This window comes from Xenorhabdus sp. KJ12.1 (assembly GCF_963876495.1).
In the GTDB taxonomy this organism is placed as follows: Bacteria; Pseudomonadota; Gammaproteobacteria; order Enterobacterales; family Enterobacteriaceae; genus Xenorhabdus; species Xenorhabdus stockiae.
The window spans coordinates 56170-71460 of record NZ_CAWNQH010000057.1; the positions used below are offsets into that span (position 1 = coordinate 56170).

The following is a 15291-nucleotide window of genomic DNA, read 5'->3' on the forward strand; positions in this document are numbered from 1 at the left end:
TTACCATGTTTTATATAAGTTAGTTAGGTAGCAAATAAAAAAAAGCGCACTTGTTAGGCGCGCTCAAGGATGGCATTTACTATAAAAAGTCTGTCAGCATTAGTAACTTTATTACCGATAACAGCAAATAAGGCATAGTAAATATTAATAGGTATTTATTTACTTATCAATACATATTTTATAAGGAATTACATTGTTCAACAAAAGGTGTCAAATCAACAGGTGTATAACTCGGTGACTTCAATATCTTATCGTCTGAAATACGATAACCAATCATTCCATCACGAGAGATACAGGTACGGAACGCTAAATCTGCTGGATTATATTTACAGTTAGCAATCTGCCTTTTACGAATTTCAGTGTCAGAAGACCACAATTTCGACATGTTAGATTCATGAATAGCCTGAATCAGCCCATACAAAGGTACATTACTTAAGTGCAATACGTGCCGAAATACCATCAAACAGTCTGAAATGTAAGTTGGCAAACGAGAAATGTCTTCACAGGCACACTCCTCCTCACCAGCGTCTAAATAATCAGCGATATCAACCAACAACCCAGCTGTAGTAATAGCTAAATTAAAGCCTGTTTCTAAATCTCTCATAAAGCCTGAACCAATTTCAGTTGCCATTATGTTGAAAATTGTTGCAGCACCTAACTGAAAATGATCAAGTGATAAAGCATGGCTCATTGAATTCTTTATAACAACAAGAGTACCTGCTAGTACATAAACCGTGTCGCCCACCGCATCAAGAATTTCCTTCGCATTACCTTCATCAATCGCAGCTAAGCCTTCTTCTGCTTCTTCGCGAATCAAATTAGCACGTAAATACAACATGTCAGGTGTTATCGCTGTTTCGTCTATCGGGTGACCAAAAACCTGATGAAATTCCTTCACCAATTCATAGATTGGTTTAATGTGGTTGTTAATAGTAATTGCAGGTTTATCAGAGGATTTTAGGCTAAGTGTCAGGCTATTTTTCTTCATTAAATTATTTTCCAAAATAAGATATTTTTGTTAATTAGATAATGCTAATAACATTAAAAGAGTGAAGAAGGCAGTCACTCTTTTTTGAACGGCGCTTGAATTAAATTTCAAAGCCCACTAAAGAACCTGCGTTCACTTGAGAATCAATCTGACCAGTTAAATAGTCTGCCTTTTCGGCCTCTTGAGGGGCAACTTGCACATTGTCGGATAGCAACCAACTATCCATCCACGGTAGTGGATCGTTTTTCACATCATCAAAGATAGGAGTAAAATGAATACGTTTCATCGCTACATTCGCGCGATGCTTAACGTATTTTTTCAACATATCAGCGTTAAGGCCAATCATTGAGCCGTCTTTAAACAGGTATTCAGCCCAAGCCATTTCCTGCTCGGCAACAGACTTCATTGTATCAATGACAAAATGGCGATTACGTTCAGCTATACGCTTCCACATATCACCCTCACGACCGGAATACATCAGTTTGATCATTTCCTGAGTAACGTGGCAGTGTAGAGCTTCGTCACGGGCAATAAACTTCATAATCTTAGCGTTAGCTTCCATTACACCACGTTCGCCGAATGCAAACGTACAAGCGAAACTCACATAAAATCGGATAGATTCAAGGGTATTCACCGCCACCAATGTTTTAAACACTTGTTCATGAATTGTCTCCGCGCCGTATTTGCGTTCAAATACCTCAATGCCGAGATATTCACGAGCAACAAAGAGCTTAATCAGTTTGTCATATTCCTCTGAAACAGATGCGGCGCGAGCCAGAATCATTTCGTCTTCAACGATTCCATCAAAGATGGTATCGGGATCATTAACCAGATTACGAATAATGTGGGTATAGCTACGGCTATGAATAGTTTCAGAGAACGACCACGTTTCTATCCATGTTTCCAGCTCCGGCAGCGAGCAAATTGGCAAGAAAGCAATATTTGGCGCGCGGCCTTGTACTGAATCCAACAGAGTTTGATATTTTAGGTTAGAGATAAAAATATGGCGTTCATGTTCCGACATGGCTTGGTAGTCAATACGATCTCTACTTACATCCACTTCTTCCGGTCGCCAAAATAGACTTAATTGGCGCTCAATAGCTTTTTCAAATAAACGATGCTTTTGTTGATCGTAACGAGCAACGTTTACGCTTAACCCGAAAAACATGGGTTCCTTAGTAGCATCATTTTTCTCTTGTCGGAATACGGAATAACCTGACATACTTTTTCCTTTCAATTTAGTATTTTTATATTATTAATCAGTCAATTAGGTGTTTAATTCGAATAAAAAGGCGGGTTTTCACCCACCTTAAAGTAACGATTAGGAGCAGTTAGATTTTGCAGGCATCACCGCAATCATCACCGGCTGGAGCTGCTGGGGTTTCTCGCTCATCCTCTTCGCCAGAACGGTCACGAGTGTTGTGGTAATACAATGTTTTCACTCCCATAGAGTAAGCCATTAGCAGATCACGCAATAACTCCTCCATCGGCACACGTCCTTTAGGATAAATTTCAGGGTCATAATTGGTGTTGGCAGAGATAGATTGGTCAACAAACTTCTGCATAATTGCTACCTTAGTCAGATAACCCTTGTTGCCGCCCATCTGCCACAAGTATTCATACTGATCTTTTAGAAGCTCATATCCCGGCACGACCATTTTCACCGCTCCTTCTTTGCTCATCTTCACAGAGACAGGGCCACGAGGTGGTTCAATACCGTTAGTACTGTTTGTAATTTGGCTAGAAGTTTCACATGGCATCAAAGCAGAAACAGTTGAGTTACGTAGGCCATAGGCTTTGATATCTTCGCGTAATGCTTCCCAATCCATTTTCAGAGGTTCAGTAACGCTACTTGCCATCTTATCTAACTGCTTACGATAGTGGTCGACAGGCAATTCTCCCCTTGCATAGCGGGTGTCGTTAAACATAGAACATGCACCGAATTCTTTCGCCAAACGGTTAGATGCTTTTAACAGGTAATATTGGAAAGCCTCAAAGGTGTCATGGACGAACTGATCACCAGCAGAATCAGAGTACTTAAATCCATTATTCGCCAAGTAATAAGCAAAGTTAGTCACTCCCACTCCTAAGCTACGGCGGCCTTTTGTAGAACGTTCAGCCGCTTTCAGTGGGTAGTTTTGATAGTCCAGTAATACATCAAGAGCAGCTACCAATAGATAGGAAAGGTGTTCAAGCTCATCGATATTGTCTATTGCACCTAAGTTAAATGCAGAAAGAGTACACAGAGAAATCTCGCCGTTAGGATCATCTGCATATTCCAATGGCTTTGTAGGCAATGCTATTTCCATACAGAGATTGGATTGGTGAATTGGTGCAAGAGCAGGATTAAATGCACCATGAGTGTTCATGTGATCTACGTTAGCAATATACACTCGACCAGTAGAGGCACGTTCCTGCATCAAGGATGAGAAAAGATCGACTGCCGGAACAGAAATTTTCTGAATATTTTCATCTAATTCTGCCGCTTCATACAAACGAGCAAATTCAGATTGCTCAGCAAAAAATGCCTCATAAAGACCTGGCATATCGTTAGGGCTAATCAATGAAATGTTTTTACCGTCAATCAGACGCTTGTACATATAGCCGTTGAGCATTACACCATAATCCATGTGGCGAACGCGGTTTTCTTCAACACCTCTATTATTTTTTAACACCAGCAAACTTTCGGATTCTCTATGCCACAGAGGATAAAATGCCGTTGCTGCGCCGCCTCGAACTCCCCCCTGAGAACAAGATTTTACCGCAGCCTGAAAGTATTTAAGGAACGGGATTACCCCTGTGTGATTCGCTTCACCACCACGAATTTCGCTACCAAGAGCACGAATAGCGCCAAAACCAAGACCGATACCAGCGCGTTGGGAGATGTAACTAACGATAGCTGCTGCGGTTGCGTTAATTGATGGCAGGGAATCACCTGCTTCCATGACCACGCAAGAACTGAATTGACGGGTAGGGGTGCGTAAGCCTGCCATGATCGGAGTAGGTAAAGACAGTTTGAAAGTTGAAGTAGCATCATAGAAGTCTTTTACCATTTGTAGACGAGTATCTTTCTTCCAGTTTTGGAAAAAACACATCGCCGATAACATGTAGACATGCTGTGGTGCTTCATAAAGCTGTCCAGTAACGCGGTTCTGAACTAAATATTTGCCACGTAGCTGAACAGTTGCAGCATAACCAAACAACTCATCACGATCAGGTTCAAGGTATTCACCAAGTACCTTAATTTCTTCCTCAGTGTATTTTGTCAGTAAATCTTTATCATATTTATTAATGGCAACGATTCGCTGAATGTGCTCAAACAGGTCAGGATATTCATAGCCACCAAAGGCCTCTTTGCGAATCAGGCCGATATTGAGGCGAGCAGCTACTTGGCTGTAATTAGGAGAATCAACCGATATCAAGTCAGCCGCAGCTTTTACCATCAGAGCATGAATATCAGTAGTTTTAACTCCATTCTGTGCGCCAATATGCACTCTCATAGCAATAGCAGATGCACTTACACCATCAATACCCTGTGTACCATACATAGCAACACGATTGAATTTTTCAGTATCGAACGGTACTTGTGATCCGTCACGTTTAGTAACTACTAAGGCCATACATATTTCCATTCATTTGATAAATTTTGATGATAATAGGTAAGTATTTACCTATTATCAACCACACAAAAACTATATCTTGTGTGGTTGATTTTTAAGTAACCAATATATTGGGTTAGATTAGAGAGGATAGAACGGAGGCTATTTGACGGTACTGATCTGTTTGCATACCTGTATGGATTGCAGCAATAGCATCAGCTAAGTGTTCATTTTTATTGACCAACTTAACTTTGCCTTTTTCTTTACGAGTTAACCACGGGGCTTCTGGATGCTTTTGTGTCGCCCAAGCGATTATTTCTTCTTTAGTCGTTGTCTTTTTGCCTGCAACAAACTTTTTGATTTCAATAGGTGTAACTTGAATCAAAGGCTTATCTATACAGGCCAGAACGCCAATACAAATGCCGTATGATGTTTGTGCCCGACTTGACTGGCTCCCAACCGGTAACTCGCAGAATATTAACTGAGCCTGTTCTATAATGGGTTTAGCCTTTTTCCAAATCTCCGATGCTCGGCGTAGGTCATCGCTATTCACCCGAACAGATTTTTTAGTATCGCCGGATTCTGTTTGCGTCAACTCCATACGTTCAATTTTCACAACCGTGTTATTTCCGATGTCCAGCTCCCCAAAAACGATACCAAAATTAGAGAGAGAGGGGTCGATACCAACTACTTTGATAATTTTATTCACTGTGTTACCTGTGTTTTTAGGAATTAAAAAGAACCAAATTCAAATGCTCTACCGTTAACAGCAATACACACAGTGCCCTCATCAATGCTCATTTCCGACACTTTCGCTATTTCGATCTTTGTAGTTTCAGGGATTCTTGTGGCTAAATTAAATTGTCTGAGATTAAATTGTTCTGACACCGTGTAGTTTTGTGATAAAGCCGCAATTGCGTTTAGATCTTGAGTTAGTTCAGAACATTCATGCTTTACCATTACTTTAAACACGAAGTCTCCACACGTTACCCCATAAATATTGTCTGTATGGCTCATACAGCGCTTTTTTGAAACTGATAGCCACTCGTATCGCCAGAATCCAAAAAACTCCTCTTGAGCGTTTTAGTGAGTTTTTGAATAGCAGAATGATAGGAGGTTGCCATTTGTAGTATTGCGTTTAAATCAAGGTGATTAATCTCCTCAATCAGGACACGTCGGTTCTCCTTAATATCTTTGCCATCTCCGTCAGTCAGGATAGGCATGATGATATATTCACTTTTTCCATCAAGCACCGTGTTAATACGGTGAAAATGAACCATTGCAGACTCTTTTCCCTCTAGCATTTTCATCGACAACCAACTATCAACTTTTTCAATAGCTGCGGACGACATAACTTTTTGCAGTAACGGTTTAGAAATACGCCATTTTTCAGAAGTAATAGCAAAACTGCCTGTAGAGTCTGATTTCTCGAACTCCATCCCAGCCTCAGCTACACATAAATTTTCATCAATTGAATGGGAGTAATCTAAAACCGGAATCCCTTTAACGTTCATGATGTTGTAGATGCGACTTAGATTGATTGTATCAGCAATAGCTATTGCCGAAGCTATAGCTGATTCGATAGGTAACTTAGTTGACATAGGAACGACCACCTTTTGATTCGACAGTGATTGTTTCCCTGAACCATGATTTCATTTCTTTGTGGGAAATAATCATCACTGTTCCGCGTTCACGAGCCTTAACTTCAAGAATCGCCATCAAGCGCTCCAGACCTGCTACGTCCAGTGCATCATCAATTTCATCACCGATAAATAATTGAATGTTCTTAGTTGCGCGATTAGCAACGAGATCTTGAAGTGCTAGTGCGGTAGCAATACGGACTTTACGCTTTTCACCGCCAGATAACCCAGCAAAAGACTTAGACGCTCCCTCTTTAGAGACAGCAATATTAAATTTGTCTTTAATTTCGCCTTTTTTGGTAGTTTCCATCGTAGACCAAACAGCCTCGATAGAACCGTCAGACAGCGTATTGAGATATTCCGCAGTACGGGAATTCAAGAAAGGAGTAACATTAGATAAAATATGGCTTCTGACACCAGATGGAGAGAATACTTTCCGCGCATGTTCTAGCAAAGAACATTCTCCATCTAAAACTACCTTATTCTCTTTTAAATTCTTTAAATTATCTTTTAGGAGCAAGGCTTCTTTTTTGGTCTTTTCAATGAGTCCGGTGAATGGGTTTACTTCCTCTTCAATCGCTTTTAATTTATCAGCTTCTGCTTTGTAATAAACTTCTGCGGCTTTCTCATTTGCTGCTGATTTCTCAATATAAACTCGTTGTTTTTGAAGGTTAGCGATGTTCTCCATCTGAACATCAATGTTTGGACGAGAGGCTTTTAAGATAACCAACTGTGCCTTTGCTTTTGTAAGCTGATCAGTGATTTTACTAATCTCCGGTATAAGCTCAGCAGTAATGGTAGCCATATCTGCTCTAGCTTTATCAACATGACCTTTTTTTACCGTCTCCAAATCGCCTTCACAGTAAGGTTTACCGCATTCAGAACATGGCATACCGATTTTAGCCACTACTTCTGTAGCATCGGTCATAGCACGTTTAGCCTGTGCTTTTAGACGATCTATTTCATTCTGTTTAATTGTATGCATTGAACGAATTTTGGCTATTGCCGACTCAAACTCACCGACTTTGCAATCGTGTTCTGTTACACCAGTTATTTCAGTGCGGATTACTGCAATTTTTTTGTCAATGGACTCTAGTGAAGGGCTGTCTTTGCTAGACAATTGCAATTCAGCCAGATTAACTTCTGCCAATTCAATTGTTTTTTTCACCTCTGCAATGCGTACCTTGCGTTGTGATTCCCATTTTTCAGCAGAGCGTTCAGTTTCCTCGGAGGTCTCCAGAGCACTGATAAATGCACGATCGGCAACAGTAATTTTCCCATCAACACCATCACGTTCAGCAAGTTTTGTATTGTGCCTATCACGAGCGATTTCATACGAATAGGTAAGACGATCAATTCCTGCCGCTTCTTCAACAATAGCTTTCAGGTTCTTATCGGTCATACCCGGTAAATCAGGCATGTTTTCCTGACTGGCATAAATTGAAGCTAGAAAAACCTCTTTAGACGCGCCTATCAGCTTTTCGATAAATTCTTGAGTGAGCTTGTCAGTGCCTTTTGTTAGATCACCGTCTTCGCAGGACACTATCAGGCGGTTCTTATTAGCTGTGTGGGCACGGTGGCGGATTATGGAGTAGCGTTTGCTGTCTTCATCTTCAACAATGATAGAAACACGGCAGTTCTTTTCAAATCCGGTGCTTAACACATCATCAGCTTTCAACCCATTAGCGGTTTCACCGTAAAGTCCCCAGCATAACGCATTCATCAGTGTGGATTTACCTGAACCATTACTGTTAGCGGAGGTATCGTCAGTATTTTTACCTTGAATCAATATCAGACCACGGTCATTTAGTTCAACTTCTGCTTCGGCAATCCGCATGAAATTTTCGACGGTCATTTTGATAAATTTCATTATTCTTTACCTTCTGCTTGAGATAAGACGTCTTCACATACGGCTGTCAATTTTGATACATCGATAGAGGTATCTGATTTCCCTACAAGCGCACAGTAATTACTAACAGACTCTTTAAGGCTGTCGATCTTGGCTGTTCCTGCTGTAACCGTCCCAACACTTATCAGAGAGGATTCTTTCGTAAAATTACGAGTAATTCCGCTTGCTCCCAGTAGTTTTGCCATTTCTTCTAACTTTTTGCCGTCTTCATCGTCTTTGATAACAGCACGAATTCGAACGTAATTGCCTTTTACCATTTCAGGAGGCAACTCATTATCTAATTCGAGGAAAATAGGGGCTTTGGTCGAATGTTGGTTATATGTTCCGTCTTGATTTATCAGCATATAGCCCGCTGTAGTTCCTATATCGCCCCAGTTTTGGTGAGTCAGTGCCCCAACTGAAATAACGCCGGGAATGACTTCTTTATGATTGTGATAATGACCGGAGAGGACATAACGAAAACCTAAACCTTCAAATTCCTCTGCTTCCATGCCTACATCTGGCATACCGGGAATAGCTTTATTAATTGAAGTATGAATAATCAGATCATTCGGCACAGATGTATTGATAGTTTTCGCTAGTTCTTTGACTGTGTTCAGCAGAGATTTATGATCGCTATACCAGCTAACCATATGAACTTTTACACCATCAATATCAAATGATTGTGGTGTTTTAGAACAGACAATATTAGCTCCTATCTTTGAAAATGAAGCCGAAGCATTCGCTGAAAAAACTGAATCATTAGTTTCTAGATCGTGATTACCAGCAAGGATATATACTGGTAAACCGAGTGTATTAATGATCTTGTTATACAGTTCTGATGTGAAATGAAGGACTGTAGGTGCAATAGAACCACGGACATGAAAAACATCACCAGCATGGAATAACGCTTTTGCTCCAGCCTCTTTAGCTACTACAGCTGCCTCCCAAGTAGCGTCTAACTGGATTTTTAAGCGAGAATTCATTCCATCATGTGAAGTGGTCGCAAAGGCGTCCCAAACATGGTAATGCGTGTCTGATATTAAGCCATATAGTGCTTCTTTCATTTACATTTGCCTTTATGTAAGTATGTGGTTACGTATAAGAATGAGGATAATAACAGAATAGAAAAGGCAAAGAAGAAAGAATACAAGGCACTATTGATAGTTAGCGCCTTTAAAAAGGGGATTAAGTATTATTTGTTACGATGCCAAGATAGGTTAATCACATTCGATTGAATAGCTTCAGGTGGATCACCGAGCTTTCTATCTATCTTATCGATAAGTGAATGACTAACTTTTTCAATATAGATAGCGGTTAATTTGGAATCAGGCTTTAGAAAGTGGCCGTAGGACTTTTGAATAACAGTTTTCACTTCATTGATAGATTTACCACCCATAGCTAGATGGTTGAATTGAGCGTGTATCTCAAGCATTTTATCGATAGCACCAGAAACAACGTTACGTACCATCCCAAACCGTAGAATTTCCCCTGTTTTAGAGTCAGTAAGTGCAATAACTTTCCCTTTAACCAATCTTTCCTGCCATGTTGTACCAGCTCTTAGTGTATTAAAAATAGGAAACTCTAATCCAACGTAGGGCGCTCTGAACGAGATAGAGGGTACGAATCTGGCACAAGTACGTATGGTGGCTTCTGCATGATTTTCAGTGAGTTTTAGAGCACGTTGAATAGGGCAGTTAGATATGATGGAGCAAATTTGACATAGATGGTCATTACGAGATCGCAGGGATTCTGGTTCGATGGTATAGACACCAGTTTCCAAGCGTCTGACCTTTTTCTGTTTTTGTTTATGATCGGTCATTAATTTGTCTTATTTACGGCATGTCAGATTATGCGATAAATCATATCTGAAAAAATAAAGTTATGCTGCTTTGCTTGCTTTTATTCTCAAGCGTGAATATTTAAAATTAGTTATTTAACAAATAGTTATGGATGTATAAGTAATTAAACGGCAAGTTACTCATATTTTCCACAGGATAGATCTAATAATAAGACCCTAAGAGATCTATATAAGATCAAAACAGATCCCCGTAGCTGGGAACCCGCATCATATAAGGTATAAGAGTAGATCTATGACCACTATAAAGAGTATTTCAACCACTATCATGAGCGTTTATGACTACTGTAGAGAGTAAACAAACCACTATAGGAAGAAGCTACGACTACTATGGAGAGTAAAGTGAAATTCTATCCACAAGGACATTGTTTGTAGCGTTTCTACATATCAACAGGCCAGATCCTAATAAATAAGTACCAAAGAGTTCTATAAGTACCTAGAGATCCTTGTTCTTATTTTCTTTTTTATATCAAATAGATTCAGCATTATTTGACCACTATGAAGAGTGAAATGACTACTGTAAGGAGTAAATAAACCACTATAGAGAGTGACATGACCACTATCGGCAATAATAATAGACTACTATGATGAGTAAACGAGCCTAATTAATTCAATTGAGAGGGGACTGTTTTGCCTGAAAATACCTTATTTGACGAGGAATTAATTCAAGCTTTTTCAGAGGTGAGAAAAGAAACAGGTGAATTAGTCACGTTAATGCCAAACACGAATAATACAGTTCAGCCAGTGGCTTTAATGCGCCTCGGATTGTTTGTTCCAACCCTTAAATCGACGAATCGTAGTAAACGTAATCTAATGGCTTCGATGGATGCGACTGATGAATTGAAACAATTATCGCTCGCTAAATCTGAAGGTTATACGAATATCAAGATAACTGGCGAACGGCTTGATATGGATAACGACTTCAAAACGTGGGTAGGCGTGATCCATTCATTTGCCAAACACAAAGTCATTGGTGACAAGGTCACGTTGAAGTTTGTTGATTTTATTAAGTTATGCGGTATTCCTTCATCCCGCTCATCAAAGCGATTACGTGAAAGACTAGATGAATCTTTGAGGCGTATTGTCTCTACAACTCTCTCGTTTACCAATGATACAAAGGCGTATCACACCCATTTGGTTCAGTCAGCCTACTACGACATGCAGAAAGATACGGTGACGTTACAAGCCGACCCGAAAATTTTTGAGTTGTACCAATTCGATCATAAGGTTCTATTGCAACTTAGGGCTATTAATGAATTATCGCGTAAAGAGAGCGCTCAGGCACTTTATACGTTCATTGAGAGTTTACCCTCAAATCCAGCGCCGGTGTCGTTAGCGAGGCTTAGAGCACGGTTAAATTTGAAATCTCGTGTAAACACCCAGAATGCCACTGTTCGCCGTGCTATGGAGCAATTGAAAGAAATTGGGTATCTAGACTTTACCGAAACGAAGAAAGGGAACTCAGTTTACTTCATGATCCACGAGCGAACGCCTAAGCTCAAAAAAAACAAGGTTATCAAAACAGTTGGGAAACGAAAGACCACTAAAGATAGTAAAACCACTAAAGGAAGTAGAGGGGAGAGTGATACTGTCCTTGCTGAACTGACAAGGGAAGAGTTAGAGTTACTAGAAAAAATAAGAAAATCAAAATAATAACTCGATAAAGACCACTATAAAGAGCAAGTATCTAGTGACCACTATAGAGAGATATCAACTCCTTATAGTGGTCTTTTTATTTCGATGATTTTCCATTGTGACAACGTCACAATAAAAGTTTCGACTTCTAGACGAGAGAATAATCAATGGGTTGCCATAGCCTTATAGAAATTAGGATTTTCCTGTATAACCGCTAATACTTTTGCGGCTAGTCCGGTAGGGTTCCGGTAATTTGATCAATGTGACCACTATAGTGAGAACTAAGTAACTCTTTATAGTAGTCTCTTTATCTAAGGTTTTCAGCGAGGTAACTGTGAGATTGTTACTTCGCTGTATTACTTACATCATTAAGGTTATAAATCTGGTTTTAGTGTTAGCTTCCTTAGATATTTGCTGCCATAATTATATAAACATCAAATTTTAAAATATGAGGTATTATGGCAAAACATCCTGTAGAACAATCACCTAAATATGATTTTTTATCTTCAAATTCTCAAGATTTTTTTAGATACCTCAATGAGTATGGCATTGTTGATAGTCAAGGTAGATATCTTCATTGGAGTCAACTTAAGTGGCGAGTTCCCAGTAAAGAAGCTGAAGGTATTTGGTATGCTGTACAGTTTCTCAGAAATCAAGTAAAGAAAGGGACAGGCTTGTTTGATAAAAGCGGGAATGAATTTCATTTCTGTATACACGATTCGCTAGAACCAAAGTTACACAAAATTGTACAACTTGGTGCAGGTAAAGTTGCCGCAATTGCAGGATCTCAAGCATCAGATAATATTCAACAGAATTATTTGGTTTCATCTTTACTGATGGAGGAAGCTATCACTAGTGCTCAATTGGAGGGAGCTGCAACTACTAGAGCTGATGCAAAAAAGATGCTAGAAGAAAAATTAATACCTAGCACTTCTGATGAGAGAATGATTCTGAATAATTATATGCTATTAAGACTAGCGAAGAACAGCAAACAGGAATCCCTTACAAGGGATTTGATACTTGAATTTCATAGAACAGCTACTAATGGTGTATCTGAGAACGAGAATGTACCGGGAGAATTTAGATGTAGTAATGATATTTACATTGGAAATGATGATAACCCATTATTTTACCCTCCAAACTATGAAGATTTAGAAAATAGGTTGGGGAAATTATGTGATTTTGCTAACGAGAATCATGATGGAGAGGGTGGTAGAAAATTCATACATCCAGTAATAAAAGCCATTATTCTTCACTTTATGATAGGGTATGAACACGCATTTAGAGATGGGAATGGGAGAACTGCAAGGGCAATATTTTATTGGTATATGCTAAAGAATGGGTATGATATTTTTGAATATATTTCAATAAGTAAGGTTATCAAAGAACATGCCAAAAACTATGGTATGTCATATCTTTATGTTCAAAAAGATTATGGAGATCTCACTTATTTTATCGATTTTAATGTGGATGTTATTCTGAGAGCATTTGATGAACTACAAGAGTATTTAAAAGTAAAAACAAACGAATTTTATGAAATTGTTAATTTGTTGGAAAAATCAAAATATAAAAATAAATTGAATTTCATTCAGAAGGATTTAATAAAGAAAGGTGTTAAAGAACCCGGGAAATTGTTTAATGTTAAATCAGTTGAAAGTATATATGATATTAGTGAAAATACAGCTAGAAAATTGCTTAGAGAGCTTGAGGGTATGAATATATTCTTTTCCACAAAAATAGGGAGAACCACTCACTATATAGCTCCCGCAGATCTACGAGGTAGATTACATAAGGTATCAAAATAGCAGAGTAATCTTTCTTTCTCCCTGTGTTGCTTGGAGTAGGGGATTTTTTGCGTTTATCGCTGTTATGAAAACGCCTTAAATATAGTCTTATCTTTAAATTGATGAGGGATACATGAATTTTATTGATTTTGTTTTAGAAAATCATACCGCTATTTTAGCTATATCTGGTGCATTTTTTGGCGGGGCTTTGGGGGTGATGCAATTAATTCATAAAGGGGTGATTTTTTTTAAAGATAGAAATGTTTCGAAAAATATGAATTATCTTGATAAATATTCTAGTGTTTTAAGTCCTGAAAGTAAAAGGTATATCAGTGATATTATAAATGCAAAAATAATTATTAATGTCACAGAAGGAGTATCAAAGCGTTTCATTAATTTAATTTTAAAATTAAAGCTTGATGGTGTTAGGTCTGATTTCATCCATGATATTAAGTATCTAAAAAACTATATGGTTTTTATTTCGGACATTCCTGAAATAAATGTCGGTATTAACTATAAAATAGCTAGATTTCTTAAGCAGATAGTAGGTTTTATGTTTATTATTATTGTGTTTATTATGCTACCTTATGTATCTGATCCTAGTATATCAAATAATAACGATGTATCTATTGGATTATGGATTGGCCTCATGTCATTTTTTGAATTTTATGGGGTATATCTAATGTTCTCAAGTCCTTCCGATAGACGAATTAGAAAAATAAATGAAGTGCTATCTGGGTACCCTACCAATACTTTACTATAAGTACTTAAATGAGGTAACTATGAGATACCCGATCTATTTACATCAGGCTGATGACGGTTCATTTTCCTGCTTCGTACCAGACGTAATTGGTTGTTACTTCGCTGGCGATACTATAGATGACGCAATTTCTGATGCCACAAATGCTTTAGATACTTACTTTGAATATATGAGTGAGAATGGCAATACACCTGTAGAGGCAAAAACTGTAGCCGATTACCTCAATGACGATGATTGTCAAGGCGGGATTTGGGCTTATATCGATATAGAACTAACTCACTAAATACGACTAAATTAAACATCACATTACCACAAATTTGTGTTGGTAAGAATTGATGACTATGTAAACTCACATCGTGAGTACCACAGCCGTAGCGGATTCTTTGCAAAATTGGTTAGGCGTGCACTAGCGAAACACTCGTAACTCAAAATATCCTCTTTGCAAAATCAGAAAAACCCGTCTTATGTGTGGGTTTTTCTGTTTATCACTACTATAAAAATCAGGGTAATAACTACTATGAGAAGTAATTATTGAATATTGAATGCCATTTTAAAATAGGGAAGGGGATTCAACTTCTTTGACATAGGCCTCCCAATCAGTATATGGAGTATCCTTTTTGGACTCATGTATTAACAGAAGAGGCGGTGTTCGGTTGGTAATAACCATGTTATTTACATAAACTGGGACTTCAAGACTAGGTGCATGGCTGGTTATAAATAGTATTTTCTGATCAGGGGTTACACATTTAGCGTCTATTATTTGCGCACCTTGATTTCTGCAATATTGTTGAACATTAGGTAACAATGTGGGACTAACAGCTAATGTTACTCGTGAAGCTCCCGGTGTGCGAGCGTCGGTGGTATAGTTTTTTTCCATGTATTCTATAACTCCACCAGGTTTGGGTTCTCCTAATTTAATGGTGCAACCAGTCAGTATTAAAGTAGTAGCAATAGGAAGTATTATTTTGAACCGCATTAAATAGTTAGATATTGTCATTATATTTATTAGCATTGAATAATTTTAAAGTTATTAATTAACTAATGAAAAGTTAATTTAAACTACAATCAACTAATTAGCATGAATTTGGAGAAAAATATCTCCTCTTTGGTGATAATAAGGGAAATTGTTATTTTATCTC

The 15291-nt window shown here is 38.4% G+C and carries 13 protein-coding genes and 2 pseudogenes; 4 read left to right on the plus strand and 11 right to left on the minus strand.

From position 1 onward, the window contains the following. Positions 1 to 178: 178 nt before the first annotated feature. From AACS92_RS05550 to AACS92_RS05590, 9 genes are all read right to left on the minus strand, one after another. Complete coding sequence (locus AACS92_RS05550; protein WP_099110338.1) at positions 179 to 988, minus strand: nucleoside triphosphate pyrophosphohydrolase family protein; 810 nt, start codon at positions 986 to 988, stop codon at positions 179 to 181. A 100-nt stretch (positions 989 to 1088) separates the two neighbouring features. After that, on the minus strand, positions 1089 to 2210 hold the full coding sequence (nrdB, locus tag AACS92_RS05555; protein WP_099110339.1) for a class Ia ribonucleoside-diphosphate reductase subunit beta: 1122 nt from the start codon (positions 2208 to 2210) through the stop codon (positions 1089 to 1091). Positions 2211 to 2319: 109 nt separating this feature from the next. After that, positions 2320 to 4608: a class 1a ribonucleoside-diphosphate reductase subunit alpha gene (gene nrdA / locus AACS92_RS05560; protein ID WP_241537956.1), complete on the minus strand. Its 2289-nt coding sequence runs from the start codon at positions 4606 to 4608 to the stop codon at positions 2320 to 2322. Positions 4609 to 4723: 115 nt separating this feature from the next. Continuing rightward, complete coding sequence (locus AACS92_RS05565; RefSeq protein ID WP_099110341.1) at positions 4724 to 5296, minus strand: hypothetical protein; 573 nt, start codon at positions 5294 to 5296, stop codon at positions 4724 to 4726. Between the two features lie 23 nt (positions 5297 to 5319). After that, on the minus strand, positions 5320 to 5559 hold the full coding sequence (locus AACS92_RS05570) for a hypothetical protein (RefSeq protein ID WP_153044766.1): 240 nt from the start codon (positions 5557 to 5559) through the stop codon (positions 5320 to 5322). Positions 5560 to 5600: 41 nt separating this feature from the next. After that, positions 5601 to 6188 (minus strand): hypothetical protein, encoded by a 588-nt coding sequence (locus tag AACS92_RS05575; protein WP_099110343.1) that lies wholly within the window; start codon positions 6186 to 6188, stop codon positions 5601 to 5603. Then, positions 6178 to 8097: an AAA family ATPase gene (locus AACS92_RS05580; RefSeq protein WP_099110344.1), complete on the minus strand. Its 1920-nt coding sequence runs from the start codon at positions 8095 to 8097 to the stop codon at positions 6178 to 6180. Before AACS92_RS05580 ends, AACS92_RS05575 begins: the two co-directional genes overlap by 11 nt. Further along, entirely contained in the window at positions 8097 to 9182 is a 1086-nt protein-coding gene (locus AACS92_RS05585; protein ID WP_099110345.1) for a metallophosphoesterase family protein, read from the minus strand. Before AACS92_RS05585 ends, AACS92_RS05580 begins: the two co-directional genes overlap by 1 nt. Before the next feature lie 128 nt (positions 9183 to 9310). Then, positions 9311 to 9937, minus strand: a complete 627-nt coding sequence (locus tag AACS92_RS05590) for a hypothetical protein (RefSeq protein WP_241537957.1) — start codon at positions 9935 to 9937, stop codon at positions 9311 to 9313. 666 nt (positions 9938 to 10603) lie between these two features. Between AACS92_RS05590 and AACS92_RS05595 the strand changes: the two are divergent. Continuing rightward, positions 10604 to 11476, plus strand: a pseudogene (locus tag AACS92_RS05595) (RepB family plasmid replication initiator protein); the annotation flags it as partial. Positions 11477 to 11772: 296 nt separating this feature from the next. On the opposite strand, the pseudogene AACS92_RS05600 reads toward AACS92_RS05595, so the two are convergent. Next, positions 11773 to 11865: pseudogene (locus AACS92_RS05600) on the minus strand (NadS family protein); the annotation flags it as partial. A 201-nt stretch (positions 11866 to 12066) separates the two neighbouring features. Here AACS92_RS05600 and AACS92_RS05605 point away from each other — a divergent pair. From AACS92_RS05605 to AACS92_RS05615, 3 genes are all read left to right on the plus strand, one after another. Further along, positions 12067 to 13413, plus strand: a complete 1347-nt coding sequence (locus AACS92_RS05605; protein WP_099110346.1) for a Fic family protein — start codon at positions 12067 to 12069, stop codon at positions 13411 to 13413. 112 nt (positions 13414 to 13525) lie between these two features. Continuing rightward, positions 13526 to 14155: a hypothetical protein gene (locus AACS92_RS05610; protein WP_099110347.1), complete on the plus strand. Its 630-nt coding sequence runs from the start codon at positions 13526 to 13528 to the stop codon at positions 14153 to 14155. A 19-nt stretch (positions 14156 to 14174) separates the two neighbouring features. Continuing rightward, the gene (locus AACS92_RS05615) at positions 14175 to 14435 is read left to right on the plus strand and encodes a type II toxin-antitoxin system HicB family antitoxin (protein ID WP_099110348.1); all 261 of its coding nucleotides are present in this window, start codon (positions 14175 to 14177) and stop codon (positions 14433 to 14435) included. A 267-nt stretch (positions 14436 to 14702) separates the two neighbouring features. On the opposite strand, the gene AACS92_RS05620 is transcribed toward AACS92_RS05615, so the two are convergent. Further along, the gene (locus AACS92_RS05620; RefSeq protein WP_153044767.1) at positions 14703 to 15029 is read right to left on the minus strand and encodes a hypothetical protein; all 327 of its coding nucleotides are present in this window, start codon (positions 15027 to 15029) and stop codon (positions 14703 to 14705) included. Positions 15030 to 15291 lie beyond the last annotated feature (262 nt).